The sequence below is a fragment of the Streptomyces sp. HUAS YS2 genome (assembly GCF_033343995.1).
Classification (GTDB): Bacteria; Actinomycetota; Actinomycetes; order Streptomycetales; family Streptomycetaceae; genus Streptomyces; species Streptomyces solicathayae.
Window position 1 is genome coordinate 5,639,983 of the sequence record NZ_CP137573.1, and the last position, 14,446, is coordinate 5,654,428.

The following is a 14,446-nucleotide window of genomic DNA, read 5'->3' on the forward strand; positions in this document are numbered from 1 at the left end:
GAGGGGGTGATTGTGCTGGAGATGAGGGAGATGGGTAAGGTAAGGCGACCCTAAGTGGAGTCCGAGGCTCCGCTCGGGGTCGCCCCAAGCCGCTCCCGACCCGCACCCGTCACCGTCCCGTACAGGAGTCCGCCCCATGTCCCTCCGCCGCCGTGGCACCGCCGCAGCCGTCGCCCTCGCCGCCGCCCTCTCCCTCGCCGCCTGCGGAGGCGGCGACGGCGCGACCGGCGCCACCTCGGAGAAGAAGGCCGAGGCCGGCAAGAAGGACGTCGCCCAGGGCGGCAAGGGCTTCGGCGACGCGGCGGCCAAGACCGCCGCCATGGGCACGGACGCCAAGCCCGGCCAGTTCCCCCGCACCCTCACCCACGCCATGGGCAGGACCGAGCTGAAGGCCGCCCCCAAGCGCGTCGTCGTGCTCGACGTCGGCGAGCTGGACAACGTCGTCTCGCTCGGGATCAAGCCCGTCGGCTATGCGCCGTCCGAGGGTGACGATGGCATCCCCACGTACCTGAAGAAGGACGCCGGGAACCCCAAGTCCATCGGAACGATCAACAACCTCAACCTCGAGGCGATCGCCAACCTGCAGCCCGACCTCATCCTCGGCAGCCAGCTGCGCGCCGCGGACAAGTACCAGGAGCTCTCGAAGATCGCCCCGACCGTCTTCTCCATCCGGCCCGGCTTCACCTGGAAGGAGAACTACCTCCTGAACGCCGCCGCCCTGGACAAGACCGCCGACGCCAAGACCAAGCTCGCCGCGTACGAGACCAAGGCGAAGCAGCTCGGCACCGACATCGGCCCGGACAAGCCGACCGTCTCCATGGTCCGCTACCTGCCGGGCAAGATCCGCCTGTACGCCCGCGCCTCCTTCATCGGCACGATCCTCGAGGACGCCGGCCTGCCCCGGCCGGTGAACCAGCAGATCGACGACCTCGCCGCCGAGATCAGCCCGGAGAAGATCGACGAGGCCGACGGCGACTGGATCTTCAGCGGCGTCTACGGCGACCCGAAGGCCACCAAGCGCGACACCGCGATCGCCAACCCGCTCTGGAAGAACCTCAAGGCCGTCAAGGCCGGCCAGGCCAAGGACGTCCCGGACGAGACCTGGTACCTGGGCCTCGGCGTCACCGCCGCGGACGAGGTCCTCGACGACCTGCGCGCGGACCTCGTCAAGAAGTAGGGAGCGACCCTGGCCTGTGGACAAGCCCGTCCACAGGCCAGGGCGGCGGGGCGCGGGGGACAGGTAGCCTTTCCCCCGTGCCCCGTCTCTCCGAAGTCATCGCCGAACTCGACGTCCTCTGGCCGCCCGAGCGGGCCGAGCAGTGGGACGCCGTCGGCACCGTCTGCGGCGACCCCGACGCCGAGGTCGGCCGCGTGCTGTTCGCCGTCGACCCCGTCCAGGAGATCGCCGACGAGGCGATCGCGCTCGGCGCCGACCTGATCGTCACCCACCACCCGCTCTACCTGCGCGGTACGACGACGGTCGCGGCCTCCCACTTCAAGGGCCGCGTCGTGCACACGCTGATCAAGCACGACATCGCCCTGCACGTCGCGCACACCAACGCCGACACCGCCGACCCCGGAGTCTCCGACGCCCTCGCCGGCGCCCTCGACCTCCGGGTCACCGGACCGCTCGTCCCCGAGAACAACCTCGGCCGGATCTGCGAGCTCGACCACCCCGAGACGCTGCGGGCCTTCGCCGAGCGCGCCGCGAAGCGGCTGCCCGGCACCGCGCAGGGCATCCGTGTGGCAGGCGACCCCGACATGATCCTGCGCCGGGTCGCCGTCAGCGGCGGCTCCGGCGACAGCCTGTTCGACGTCGTGCGGGCCTCCGGTGTGGACGCGTTCCTCACCGCCGACCTGCGCCACCACCCGGTGTCCGAGGCCACCCAACAATCTCCGCTGGGCCTCGTCGACGCCGCGCACTGGGCCACCGAGTGGCCCTGGTGCGAGCAGGCCGCCGCGCAGCTCGACGAGATCTCCGACCGCCACGGCTGGGACCTGCGCGTCCACGTCTCGAAGACGGTCACCGACCCCTGGTCTTCCCACCACGATTCCTCTGGAGCCCCCAACTGAACGCCGCGCCCGCCGACCAGATCCGCCTCCTCGACGTCCAGGCCCTGGACGTCCGCCTCCAGCAGCTCGCGCACAAGCGCAAGTCGCTGCCCGAGCACGCCGAGATCGAGTCGCTGACCAAGGACCTCACGCAGTTGCGCGACCTGCTCGTCGCCGCGCAGACGGAGGAGAGCGACTGCGCCCGCGAGCAGACCAAGGCGGAGCAGGACGTCGACCAGGTGCGCCAGCGCTCCACCCGGGACCAGCAGCGTCTCGACTCCGGCGCGGTCTCCTCGCCGAAGGACCTGGAGAACCTCCAGAAGGAGATCGCCTCGCTCGCCAAGCGCCAGGGCGACCTGGAGGACGTCGTCCTCGAGGTCATGGAGCGCCGCGAGTCCGCGCAGGAGCGGGTCGCCGAGCTGACCGAGCGCGTCGGCGCCGTCCAGGCCAAGACCGAGGACGCGACCGCCCGCCGCGACGCCGCGCAGGCCGAGCTGGACGGCGAGGCCGCCTCGGTCGGCAAGGAGCGCGAGCTCGTCGCCGGCTCTGTGCCGGCGGACCTGATGAAGCTGTACGAGAAGCTCCGCGAGCAGCAGGGCGGCGTGGGCGCGGCCCGCCTCTACCAGCGCCGCTGCGAGGGCTGCCACATCGAGCTGAACATCACCGAGCTGAACGAGGTCCGCGCGGCCGCCGCGGACACCGTGGTGCGCTGCGAGAACTGCCGCCGGATCCTGGTCCGTACGGCGGAGTCCGGCCTGTAATGGCAGCCCGGCTGATCGTCGAGGCGGACGGCGGCTCCCGGGGCAATCCCGGGCCCGCCGGGTACGGCGCGGTGGTCCTGGACGCGGCGACCGGCGAGACGCTGGCGGAGCGGGCCGAGTACATCGGCGTCGCGACGAACAACGTCGCCGAGTACAAGGGCCTGATCGCCGGCCTGACGGCGGCACGCGAGCTGACCGGCGGCGCGGCCGACGTGTCGATCCTCGTCCGGATGGACTCCAAGCTGGTCGTCGAGCAGATGTCCGGCCGCTGGAAGATCAAGCACCCGGACATGAAGCCGCTCGCGGCGGAGGCGGGCCGGATCCTGCCGGCCGGCCAGGTCCGCTACGAGTGGATCCCGCGCGAGCGGAACAAGCACGCGGACCGGCTCGCCAACGAGGCGATGGACGCGGGCAAGCGCGGCGAGCAGTGGCAGCCGTCGGACTCGACGGCCGGCCTGGACGCCGCAGCGGCCCGCAACGCGGCGGCGCTCCCGCCGGCCCCGGCCGGCCCGCCCGGCGACGCGGCCGCGGGCGCCGCGAAGGCCCGTGCGGCGCTGTCCTCGACGGCCCGCGCGACGACGGCCGAACCGCTCTTCGTCCCCGACGAGACCCTGGCCGCTCAGGCCCGGGCGTCGCTGACGACGCCGACCACGGCGACGGGCGACTTCGAAGCGGCCGCGGGCGGCGCGGCGTACGCGGTGCGGCACGGCGGTACGGCGGCCGAGCCCGCCACCCCCGCTCCCGCCCGGGGCTGGGGGGCCACCGCCGACATGGGCGCCCCCGCCACCTTCGTACTCCTCCGGCACGGCGAGACGGCGCTCACGCCGGAGAAGCGGTTCTCCGGCAGCGGCGGCAACGACCCCGAGCTGTCGTCGGCCGGGCTGCGTCAGGCCGACGCCGTCGCCGAGGCGCTCGCCGCGCGCGGCACGATCCAGGAGATCGTCAGCTCGCCGCTCAAGCGCTGCCGGCAGACCGCGGAGGCGGTCGGCGCCCGCCTGGGCCTGGACGTACGGATCGAGGACGGGCTGCGCGAGACGGACTTCGGCGCGTGGGAGGGCCTGACCTTCGGCGAGGTACGGGAGCGGTACCCCGAGGACCTCGACGCCTGGCTCGCCTCCCCGAAGGCCGAACCGACCGGCGACGGCGAGAGCTTCACGGCCGTCGCCCGCCGCGTGTCGGCGACCCGGGACGAACTGGCCGCGGAGTACGCGGGCCGCACGGTCCTCCTGGTCACCCACGTCACACCGATCAAGACCCTGGTGCGGCTGGCCCTCGGCGCCCCGCCGGAGTCCCTGTTCCGCATGGAACTGTCGGCGGCCTCGCTTTCGGCCGTGGCGTACTACGCGGACGGCAACGCGTCCGTACGCCTCCTGAACGACACGTCCCACCTGCGCTGAACGCAGCGGGGCCGGGCGCACACCGCGCCCGGCCCCGCTGTCAGCCCAGCGCCGCCGCCTCGCGGGCCAGCGCCTCCACCCGTCCCCAGTCCTTCGCCTCCAGCGCCGCCTTCGGCAGCATCCACGTACCGCCGACGCAGCCGACGTTCGGCAGGGCGAGGTACGACGGGGCCGAGGCGAGCGTGACGCCGCCGGTCGGGCAGAACCGGGCCTGCGGCAGCGGGCCGGACAGCGACTTCAGATACGCGACACCGCCCGCGGCCTCCGCCGGGAAGAACTTCATCTCAGGCACCCCGCGCTCCAGTAGCGCCACGACCTCCGAGGTCGTCGAGACGCCCGGCAGGAACGGCACCCCGGACGCGCGCATCGCGTCCAGCAGGGACTCCGTCCAGCCGGGGCTCACCAGGAACCGCGCCCCCGCGGCCGACGCACCCGTGACGTTCGCCGCGGAGACGACCGTGCCCGCGCCGACGACCGCCTCCGGCACCTCGGCCGCGATCGCGCGGATCGCCTCGAGCGCCGCGGGCGTCCGCAGCGTCACCTCGATCGCCGGCAGTCCGCCCGCGACCAGCGCGCGGGCCAGTGGTACGGCGTCGTCCGCGTCCTCGATCACGACGACGGGCACGACGGGGGCAAGGTCGACAACGCTCATCATGCGCCCATCCTGCCCAGGCGAAGCAAGAGGTGCAACGAGCGTTGCGCAGAATGCAACGCTAGTGGATCTCGTCCACCAGCACGTCGAGCACCCCGGCCTTGGCCCCGTCCTCGACCACGTACCCCAGATCCCGCAGCGCAGTCACCAGTTCCGCCCGCCCCTTCGGCGCCGCCCCGGCCTCCAGCAGGCTCCGCACGATCCGGCCCTTCGTGGCCTTGTTGAAGTGGCTCACGACCTTCCGCGTCGGCGCGTGCAGCACCCGCACCGTCGCCGTCCGCTCCGCGACCTCGCCCTTGGGCCGCCACGCCGCCGCGTAGGCCGACGAGCGCAGGTCGAGCACGAGCCCGTCCCCGGCGGCCTCCGGCATCACCGTCGCCATCGGCCCGCGCCAGTGCGCGCCCAGCGCGCCGAGCCCGGGCAGCTTCACACCCATCGAGCAGCGGTACGACGGAATCCGGTCGTCCACCCGCACGGCACCCCACAGCCCGGAGAACACCAGCAGCGACGCCCGCGCCCGCTTCCGCGCCGCCGCGTCCAGCGTCGCCAGGCCCAGGGCGTCGTAGAGCACGCCGGTGTAGATCTCCCCGGCAGGACGCGCGCCCGCCGTCCGCAGCCCGGTGTTCTTCGCGACCTCCCCCCGCAGCCCCTCGCTCAGCCCAAGGACCTCGCGCGCCTTCTCCTCGTCGGCCAGGCACAGCTCGACGAGCTCGTCCAGAACCGCGGCCCGCGCCTCGGCGAGACCCGGCAGCGACAGCGACTCCGCCTTCAGCGGCGCCCCGCCCCCGGAAGCGGCCTTACCTTCCGACGGCGGCAACAGCACGAGCACGTGGTTCTCCATTCGTACGTACAAGGGGATGGGGGTGCGGCCCCGGCCCAGCCTACAAAGTGCCGCACCCCGCCCCCCGCCATACGCTCGGTCCATGCCCCGCCGCCACCTCCACGTGACCGGCGCAGCCGAGGCTCCCCTCCGGGCCGCCCTGCGCGCACTGCGTACCGAGCTCGCGATCCCCGACGCCTTCCCGCCCGCGGTCCTGGCCGAGGCGGAGACCGCGGCGAAGGCCCCCCGGCTCCCCGCCGACGACGCCACCGACCTCCCCCTCTTCACCATCGACCCGCCGGGCGCCACGGACCTGGACCAGGCCATGCACCTGGCCCGCCGCGCCGACGGCTACCGCATCCACTACGCCATCGCGGACGTGGCCGCGTTCGTCACCCCGGGCGGCGCCATCGACAACGAGGCCCACCACCGCGTCCAGACCCTCTATTTCCCCGACGGCAAGGTCCCGCTCCACCCGCCCGTGCTCTCCGAGGGAGCCGCGAGCCTCCTCCCCGATCAGACCGTCCCCGCCCTCCTCTGGCGCATCGACCTGGACGCCGGCGGCCGCCGCGTCGCCACCGACGTCCGCCGCGCCCTGGTCCGCAGCCGCGCCCGGCTCGACTACGCGGGAGTCCAGCAGCAGATCGACGACGGCACCGCGGAGGAACCCCTCGCCCTGCTCCGCGAGATCGGCCGGCTCCGCGAGGCCCTCGAAGCCGAACGCGGCGGCATCTCCCTCGGCGTCCCCGAGCAGGAGATCGTCGACCGGAACGGCTCGTACTCCCTGCACTACCGCGCCCCGCTCCCCGCCGACGCCTGGAACGCGCAGATCTCCCTGCTCACCGGCATGGCCGCGGCCGACATCATGACCGCCGCCGGAACGGGCGTCCTGCGCACCCTGCCCACCGCCCCGGACGGCGCGGTCGCCCGGCTGCGGCGCTCGGCCAAGGCACTCGGCGTCGACTGGCCGCACCACGTCTCGTACGCCGACGTCGTTCGTCGCCTCGACCCGCGCAACCCGCGGCACGCCGCGTTCCTCCAGGACTGCACGACCCTCCTGCGCGGCGCCGGCTACACGGTCTTCACCGACGGCAAGCTGCCCACACCCGCGATCCACGCGGCCGTGGCCGACGAGTACACCCACTGCACAGCGCCCCTCCGCAGACTGGTCGACCGCTACGCGGGCGAACTCTGCGTCGCCGCCGTAGCCGGCCGCGAACCCCCCGAATGGGCGACCGCCGGGCTCGCAGCACTCCCCGACGAGATGGCCGAGGGCGCACGACGCGCCAACACGGTCGAACGCGAGTGCGTGGACACGGTGGAGGCGGCGCTGCTCCAGCCCCGCGTGGGCGAACTCTTCGACGCGTACGTGATCGACGTCAAGGAGCAGGAGCCGACGGTCGGCACGGTCCACCTGGACGACCCGGCGGTCGTCGCCAGGGTCGAGGGCGACGACCTCCCCCTCGGCGCATGGCTCCGCGTCCGCCTCACACAGGCTGACCCGGGCTCGGCGAAAGTGCGGTTCGCGCCTGCGTGAGCGCCCGTACCAGCTCCCGGGGCTCGTCGGCGTGGAAGCGGAGGATGCGGACGGCCCGGGGCCCGCCGAGGAAGCGGGGCGCGTTCACGGCCTCGCTCAGCTCGACGGTGACGGACGTCTGGGATCCGACGGCGAGGTCGAGCTCGCCGTCGGCCTTGTCGTGCGTGAACAACGACTCGTGCCGCACCGAGGCGATCAGCCCGAGCGGAACCCGAACATCGACATGAGCCCCCTGCCGCAGCCGCAACGAGTCGTCGGACAACACATGCGGCCGAGTGACGGAGGCGGCGTGCAGCCCGAGCACGAACATCACCGTGTACACATCGAGAACCAGCACCACGGCGTGCACGACCGGCAGATCAGCCAGCAGATAAGACATCCCGACGGTCTCGACGAGACACACGAACGCGAACCCGTACATGAGCGCGGCCTGGTCACGGGCATGAGAGAACGCCCGCGCCGCCGCACCCACCCCCACCCGCCGCCGCATCACCCACAACCCGAGACTGGCCATCAGCCGCAGTTCATGCCCGATCAGCCTCAGCACGGCCTCGGGCACCAGCACCCCGGCGGCCTCCTGCCGCGACAGCCCTCGCCGCCGCAAGGTCGCGTAGGCGGCGACCTCCGCGACGAACAACCCGAGCACGACCCCTTCGGCGACGACCACCACGAATTCAGGAACGCGCACTCCAGCAACGAAGAGGACGACAAGCACGATCTCGGCAGGCAGCGCGGTGTAGGCGACCCCGCGCAGCACACGGACGAGAGGATTCACCGGGACCTCCAGGGCACGGTCGGGTCGGACGGGACGGACAGGAGCGGGGGACGTGGAGGGGGTCGTGTTCGGGACGTGAAGCGTGATTTGTGGCGCGCGGGAAACGCCGAGCGGACGAGGGACCCGAAGGCGCCGTAAATCATGCAGTCCCGAATGCGACCCCCGGAACGGCACCCGCGGCACCACGCACGGACCCCCTCACCCCGCCCCCGCGCGCTCCCGCACCAGCCGCAGCGCGAGACGGATCACGGCCTCCTGCGCCGGCGAGAATTCGGCGAAGAAGACATCGGCAAGGGCACTGTCACCCGGGACGCCCCCGTCGTCACCGAGCCCGGAGACGACCTCCGGCGGCAACAGATCGGCCAGCGCCCCCGCGGCCTCGGCCACACGAGGGTCGGAGACGGACGCGTCGGCCAGGGCGTCGAGCCGCACATACACGTCGTGCGCCCGCGCCGCCGCCCCCGGCGCCTCCGCCATCGCCCGCATCGCCCCCATCAACCGCTCCCGCTCCGCCCCCGCCGGCGCCACGGTCTCCAGCAGCGTCAGCATCTCCCGGTCCTTGGCCGCCATCGGCGACTCGGGCAGCCCCGCGGACGCCTGCGCCATGTCGTGGAACAGCTCCGCGAGCGCGGGGGAGACGGGCCCCTCGGCGGTGAGCCGCCCCGCCCGCGCCTGCGCGAGCAGCCCGGCGAGCCGCGACCGCCGTTCGTGGAGCACGGCCTCCTGCCGGCGCAGGTCGTCGTCGAGCTCCTCCAGCACCTCGACCAGCTCCCGCCCCCCGTCGTCCGCGAGCACGTCCCGCACCTCGTCGAGCCCGAGCCCCAGCTCGGTCAGGCGCCGGATCCGGGCGAGCAGCACGGCGTCCCGCACGGTGTACGACCGGTACCCGTTGGCCCGCCGCACGGGCTCGGGCAGCAGCCCGAGCTGGTGGTAGTGCCGCACGGCCCGCGGGGTGACCCCGACGAGCGCGGCGATCTCGCCGATACGCATGGCCTCAGTAGAAACCCTGACGCTGCGACAAGGTCAAGCGGTGTCGGCCGGACGCCGCACGACGGGTAGCATGGTCGGCACGGCAGACGAGCCGGGCGGACGGCCGCGTGGGGATTGCAAGATCCTCCCGAGGAACGTCCGGGCTCCACAGGGCAGGGTGGTGGGTAACGCCCACCCGGGGTGACCCGCGGGACAGTGCCACAGAAAACAGACCGCCGGGGACCTCGGTCCCCGGTAAGGGTGAAACGGTGGTGTAAGAGACCACCAGCGCCTGAGGTGACTCAGGCGGCTAGGTAAACCCCACCCGGAGCAAGGTCAAGAGGGAGCACTCCGGTGCTCCTGCGCGGACGATCGAGGGCTGCCCGCCCGAGTTCGCGGGTAGACCGCACGAGGCCGGTGGCAACACCGGTCCTAGATGGATGGCCGTCTCCCCGGCCGCCGCGAGGCGACCGGGCGACAGAACCCGGCGTACAGCCCGACTCGTCTGCCTCACCCCCTTCCGGGGCATCCCCTCTTCCGGGTCATCTCCCCTTCCGGGTCATTTCCTCCTGGCATGCAGCAGGAGGAGCGAGGACAGGGGAGGGGTCGCGCAGGCCAGGCGGTCCACGAGGCGCAGCGGGCGCGGCACTCCGTGGAAGGGCGCTCCGGCGAGCTGCACCACGTCGAACCCGGCCGCGCCGACGAACTCCCGCAGCGCGCGGGCGGTGTACAGGCGCAGATGGCCGACGACCTCGCTGCCGGGGCGGCCGTGGATGCGGCGCAGGCTCACCTCCGAGAAGACCGGCTGCACGCCGGCGAGCAGCAGCGCACGGTTGTACCAGGCGGCGAGATTCGGCGTGGAGAGCATGAGATGGCCGCCGGGCCGGAGGACCCGGTGCAGCTCGTCGAGGGCGCCGTCGGGGTCGACGAGATGCTCGATCACCTCGCTGAACAGCACCGCGTCGGCGGATCCGGTGGCGAACGGCAGCCCCCCGTCGCTGAGTTCGCCGCGTACGACGTGCGGCAGACGGGTGCGGGCGCGGCGCAGGGCGTCGTGGGACCAGTCCACGCCGACGAGCCGGTGACCCGTGAGGTGGCGTGCGGCGACGCTCCCGGCGGTGCCGTCGCCGCAGCCGATGTCGAGGACGGTCGCCGGGCCCGCGGCGGCGGCCGGCCCGAGTGCGGCGGCGAGCAGCCGTGCCTGACGGTGGCTGCGGGCGTCGCCGGAGGCGACGGGCACGGCAGGGTCCTCGTAGAAGTCGCGCAGCCCGCGCGGGGCGATGGTGCGTGTGGTCACCGTGTGTCCTCCGTGGCAGGGACGAGGGGCCGTGTGTGTCTGGCGGCGTGCCGCGGGCGGCCGGTGTGCCGCGCGGCCCAGGCGGCGAGGACGGCCGCGTGCTCGGGGCGTGCGGCGGCTGCGATGTTGAACAGGCGATTGCCGTAGGGCCGGGTCAGGAGGTCGCGCGGGGCGCCGGTACGGACGCACGCGGCCGTCGCGTCGACGACGTGGATCGTGTCGTACACCTCGGCGAGGAGGTCGGCGAACTCCTCCACGCGGAAGCCGGCCCGGGTCAGGGTGTCACGGCAGTACTCGACCAGCAGCGTGGGGCGGTCCTCGGCGAGGATGCGACGGGCGCCGCGCAGGACGTGGCCCTCGTACCCCTCCGTGTCGACCTTGAGGACGTCGACGGGACTGCGGTCCGGGCCGTCGCCGAGCAGTCCGGGCAGGTGGTCGTCGAGGGCGACCTGCCGTACGGGCACGCCCCGGCTCCCGTCCACGGTGACGAAGTGCTGTCCGCAGTCCCGTGCCAGACGCAGCACGGCCGTCCCGGCCGCCGCACCCACGGCCAGCGGTTCGACGACGACGTCGACGCCGGCCTCACCGGCGCCGCGCGCGGCGTTGCGCTCGACGTTCTCGCGCAGCAGAGCGCGGTTCTCGGGAACCGGTTCGAACGCCACCACCCGTCCGCCCGGCGGAAGTCGACGGGCCGCCAGGCAGCTGTAGACCCCGAGGTTGGCTCCGACGTCGACGACCGTCCGGCTCTCGGCGCACAGCCGCTCGAAGAGGTCGAGTTCGATGGTCTCGTAGTACCCGCCGAGCAGGCCCGCGGTGATGGAGGAGCCCGACGGCGGGACGGTGAGCTCCAGGTCGCGGAAGGCGGTGCGGGTCGGCCGTGAGCCGTACCCGAGGTGGACGATCTGCCGGACGACGGCGCCGGCCAGCGGCCACCGGGCCACCTGGGTGCGACCGAGCCACTGTCGGCCGGTGCGGATCACCGCCATGGCGGCGCGCTGTCTGAGGTCCATCGATGAGTCTCCCTGCGGTCGGTGCCGCGTCCCTCGAGGTCTGGTTCCGACCGATGGTCGGCCGGTGCGGACGCCGGAGGGCGGAACACCCCGGTGGAGCGCCCCCGGTTCCACCCGGGTGCCTCAACGCGCGGAGCAACTCACAAGTCTGACTGAGTGATAAAGATGCATTAAGTGCCCCATTCACCCTGTCTGCGGAGATATGTCCTTCTCGTGTTGCCGGGTGCTCTGCCCGGACGAGGACCTCCTCTCAGGAAGAACCCATGACCAGTCAGATCAGAATCAGGGCACTGTCCTTCGGTGCCGTCTCCCTGCTGACCAGCGCTCTCGCGGCGGGCCCCGTCGCGCAGGCCGTCGCCGTGCCCGCCCCGGCGGCCGCGCCCGCGGTCGCCGTCCTGCAGCCCGTGGGCGACGGCGATCACAGCGGCCACGGCGACTATCCGGTGCACAAGGGCAAGCTGCACCTGAAGTTCTACGACCATCAGTTGTGCGGCGGGTCCAAGCTGGGTGTCTCGGGCAGCGGCTACACCCCGGGTGCCACCGTCCGGCTGAGCCTGCACTCCCACGAGCACTCCCTCGGTGAGGCCTTCGCCGGGCCCACGGGCACCTTCACCAAGACGGTGACGCTGCCTGTTGGCGTCGACCGGGGCTGGCACACCATCAAGGCCGTCGGGTCGGACGCGCGGGGCGGCACGCTGCTGGAGACCGCCAAGATCAAGGTCACGTGTCGCACGGGCCACAGCCTGGCCGAGACCGGGGTGACGGCCGCCGAGCGGTCCACCCTGGCCGCGGGTGCGCCGGGCGCCCCCTCGTCGACGGGCGCGCTGGCCGCCGGAACGCAGGACGATCCCTGGTCGACGGCCGCGGCGGCCACCGCGCTGGGTGCGACGGCGCTGGCCGGCGCCGCCCTGCTCGCGGTCCGCGCGCACCGCAGGACGCGAGGCTGAGCTGCAGCTCCATGACGCAGCATCAGATGCGCAGCCGGCACGTGTTCCGTCACGGCACCGCTGCCCAGGCGCGCAGTAACACTGACAAGGCGGCGGGGCTCGTGGGTCCCGCCGCCGGGGCGCCGACCGCGCGTGTCCGCCTGCCGGGCACGGTCCTGTGCGCGGTCCTGGTCGTGCTGTCCGGGGCGGCCGACCTCCTCGTACACACCGTCTCCTGCCGGTTGCTGGGTCCCGCCGACTACGGCACCGTCGCCTCCCTCCTCTCCCTCGTCGCCGCGCTCGGGGTACCGCTCGCCGCGGTGCAGACCGTGCTGGCCGCGACCGTCGTACGGGCCAGGGAGCGCGGACAGGCCGTCCGGCCCCAGCAGCTCCTGCGGCGGGTGCTGATCCTGGCGACCGTTCTGGCCGCCGTATCGGCCCCGTTGGCCTGGCCGCTCGGCGCGGCCCTTCGGATTCCCGTCCTCCCTCTCCTGTTGGCCGATCTCTTCCTGATCCCCAGCGCCGCCTGCGCGGTGCTGTGGGCCTGGGCCTACGGCAGCCACGGCCTGGCCGCCGTGGTCCTGCCGACGGCGGCCGGGGCGTCGGTGCGACTGGCGGCCACGGTGCTGTTCCTGCACGGTGGGCACGGGGCGCTCGGCGTCGTGGCGGCGACGGTGCTCGGCGAGACCGTCACCGCGGTGTCGCTGCTGATCGCCTCACGTGTGCTGGGCCGGCGCGCCCCCCACAGCCGGACGGTCGTGCTGCGCCTCGCACCGCGCGTGGCGACGACAGCGGTGACGACCATGACCGGGCTGTGGGTGCTCACCGGCATCGACGTGGTGTTCGCCCGCCGGTGGCTGCCCGCCGAGGAGTCCGGCAGGTACGCCGCCGCCGCCTTTCTGGCCAAGGCGCTGGTGTGCGCCGCCCAGGTGATCCTGCTGTTCCTGCTGGACCGGCTCGCTTCGCAGGACGCCGCCGCGTCCGGTCGCGCACTCGGCATGGCGCTGGCCGCCGCGGGACTCGCCGGCACGGTCGCGACCGGCGCGCTGACGCTGGGCGGGCACTCCCTGGTGCCCCTGATGTTCGGTGACGCCTATCGGATCGGCGCTCTGTTGGGGTTGTGTCTCGGTGTCGCCGTGACCCTGCTGGTCGCTCTCACCGTGCTGTTGCACTACCACGCCACCAACGGCTCCGCGATGAGCGGCGGCTGGACCGGGGCGCTCGCCTTCGCGGTACTGCTCCTGCTGCTGCCCCGAACCCCCGAGGGCGTCGCCGCCGCGCTGGCCGTCGCCGCCGGACTCTCCGTCGCCCGTGCGCTGTACGACGTGCCGCGGACCCGTCGGGGCCGGCACCCGGCGGCCGTCGTTCCCTCCCTGCCGAACGGCACGAACGGCCCGAACGGCCCGGCCGAGCGGGCCGGCGGCGGCCTGCTGCACCGCGCCGCCGACCTCGACGTCAGTATCGTCATCCCGTACTACAACCCCGGACCCGCGCTTCGTCGGCACGTCGAGGACGTCCTGCGGGTCCTGGACGGCTACGGTCTTCCGTACGAGGTGGTGGCGGTCTCCGACGGCTGCACCGACGGCAGTCCGCGACTCCTCGACGACGTGACGCACCATCGGCTCGTGCGGGTCGGCTATCCGGTGAACGGCGGCAAGGGCACGGCCGTGCGCACCGGGTTCTCCCACAGCCGGGGGCGCTGGATCGGTTTCATCGACGCCGACGGGGACGTACCTGCCGACCTCCTCCCGACACTGCTGGACGTCGCCCGGATCCAGGGCGCGGACGCGGCGATCGGGGCCAAGACCGCGCAGCCGGCCGCGCTCTCGCACCGCTCGGAGATCGCGCGCTGGGTGTGTTCCCACACCTACCGCCGCGTGACGCGGCTGCTGTTCCACCTACCCGTCCACGACACGCAGACCGGAATCAAGGTGTTCCGGCGCGAGGCCCTCGCCTCGATCCTCCCGCTGTGCAGGGAGCCGCGGTTCGCCTTCGACCTGGAGCTGCTGGCACTGCTCCAGCGGCACGGCTTCCGGCGCTTCGCCGTGGTGCCCGTGAGGCTCAGGACCCGCTTTACCAGCACCGTCAGCTTCATGGCCGTGCTGCTCATGCTGATCGACACGGTCCAGCTCAGTCTCCGCGTGAGCCGCACCCGGCCGCTGCTCCGGCGGCCCGGGCTTCCCCGTCCGACCACCACCGCGATCGGTCCGCAGCCCGTGCTGCGGACGGTTCCCGAGACCCAGGGCTGAA

Annotated in this window: 13 protein-coding genes and 1 other RNA gene; 8 read left to right on the top strand and 6 right to left on the bottom strand. The window is 73.2% G+C overall.

What is annotated here, in order from left to right:
* Positions 1-136: 136 nt before the first annotated feature.
* The 4 genes from R2D22_RS26140 to R2D22_RS26155 all read left to right on the top strand — a co-directional run bounded on the left by R2D22_RS26140 (position 137) and on the right by R2D22_RS26155 (position 4,210).
* Entirely contained in the window at positions 137-1,177 is a 1,041-nt protein-coding gene (locus R2D22_RS26140) for an ABC transporter substrate-binding protein (protein ID WP_318107119.1), read from the top strand.
* A gap of 77 nt (positions 1,178-1,254) precedes the next feature.
* Positions 1,255-2,073, top strand: a complete 819-nt coding sequence (locus R2D22_RS26145) for a Nif3-like dinuclear metal center hexameric protein (RefSeq protein WP_318107120.1) — start codon at positions 1,255-1,257, stop codon at positions 2,071-2,073.
* On the top strand, positions 2,070-2,813 hold the full coding sequence (locus R2D22_RS26150) for a zinc ribbon domain-containing protein (RefSeq protein ID WP_318109984.1): 744 nt from the start codon (positions 2,070-2,072) through the stop codon (positions 2,811-2,813). Before R2D22_RS26145 ends, R2D22_RS26150 begins: the two co-directional genes overlap by 4 nt.
* Complete coding sequence (locus tag R2D22_RS26155) at positions 2,813-4,210, top strand: bifunctional RNase H/acid phosphatase (protein WP_318107121.1); 1,398 nt, start codon at positions 2,813-2,815, stop codon at positions 4,208-4,210. Before R2D22_RS26150 ends, R2D22_RS26155 begins: the two co-directional genes overlap by 1 nt.
* A gap of 40 nt (positions 4,211-4,250) precedes the next feature.
* Here the strand turns inward: R2D22_RS26155 and eda are convergent, their stop codons facing one another.
* Positions 4,251-4,865, bottom strand: a complete 615-nt coding sequence (gene eda, locus R2D22_RS26160) for a bifunctional 4-hydroxy-2-oxoglutarate aldolase/2-dehydro-3-deoxy-phosphogluconate aldolase (RefSeq protein ID WP_318107122.1) — start codon at positions 4,863-4,865, stop codon at positions 4,251-4,253.
* 58 nt (positions 4,866-4,923) lie between these two features.
* The gene (gene yaaA, locus R2D22_RS26165; protein WP_318107123.1) at positions 4,924-5,691 is read right to left on the bottom strand and encodes a peroxide stress protein YaaA; all 768 of its coding nucleotides are present in this window, start codon (positions 5,689-5,691) and stop codon (positions 4,924-4,926) included.
* Positions 5,692-5,785: 94 nt separating this feature from the next.
* Here yaaA and R2D22_RS26170 point away from each other — a divergent pair, with 94 nt between their 5' ends.
* A complete protein-coding gene (locus R2D22_RS26170; protein ID WP_318107124.1) occupies positions 5,786-7,219 on the top strand; it encodes an RNB domain-containing ribonuclease in 1,434 nt (477 codons plus the stop codon).
* Here R2D22_RS26170 and R2D22_RS26175 read toward each other — a convergent pair.
* Entirely contained in the window at positions 7,170-7,976 is an 807-nt protein-coding gene (locus R2D22_RS26175; protein WP_318107125.1) for a hypothetical protein, read from the bottom strand. The two genes, R2D22_RS26170 and R2D22_RS26175, sit on opposite strands and share 50 nt — an antisense overlap.
* 216 nt (positions 7,977-8,192) lie before the next feature.
* Complete coding sequence (locus tag R2D22_RS26180; protein ID WP_318107126.1) at positions 8,193-8,984, bottom strand: MerR family transcriptional regulator; 792 nt, start codon at positions 8,982-8,984, stop codon at positions 8,193-8,195.
* An 87-nt stretch (positions 8,985-9,071) separates the two neighbouring features.
* On the opposite strand from R2D22_RS26180, the gene rnpB reads away from it, so the two are divergent.
* Positions 9,072-9,471: RNase P RNA component class A (gene rnpB / locus R2D22_RS26185), an RNA gene on the top strand.
* A 51-nt stretch (positions 9,472-9,522) separates the two neighbouring features.
* Here rnpB and R2D22_RS26190 read toward each other — a convergent pair.
* Positions 9,523-10,260 carry a class I SAM-dependent methyltransferase gene (locus R2D22_RS26190; protein WP_318107127.1) on the bottom strand — a complete coding sequence of 246 codons (738 nt, stop codon included), beginning with the start codon at positions 10,258-10,260 and terminating at the stop codon, positions 9,523-9,525.
* Positions 10,257-11,270, bottom strand: a complete 1,014-nt coding sequence (locus R2D22_RS26195; RefSeq protein WP_318107128.1) for an FkbM family methyltransferase — start codon at positions 11,268-11,270, stop codon at positions 10,257-10,259. The genes R2D22_RS26190 and R2D22_RS26195 overlap by 4 nt, the downstream gene beginning before the upstream one ends.
* A 263-nt stretch (positions 11,271-11,533) precedes the next feature.
* Here R2D22_RS26195 and R2D22_RS26200 point away from each other — a divergent pair, with 263 nt between their 5' ends.
* The gene (locus tag R2D22_RS26200) at positions 11,534-12,217 is read left to right on the top strand and encodes a hypothetical protein (RefSeq protein ID WP_318107129.1); all 684 of its coding nucleotides are present in this window, start codon (positions 11,534-11,536) and stop codon (positions 12,215-12,217) included.
* Positions 12,218-12,228: 11 nt separating this feature from the next.
* Positions 12,229-14,445 carry a glycosyltransferase gene (locus tag R2D22_RS26205; protein ID WP_318107130.1) on the top strand — a complete coding sequence of 739 codons (2,217 nt, stop codon included), beginning with the start codon at positions 12,229-12,231 and terminating at the stop codon, positions 14,443-14,445.
* Position 14,446 lies beyond the last annotated feature (1 nt).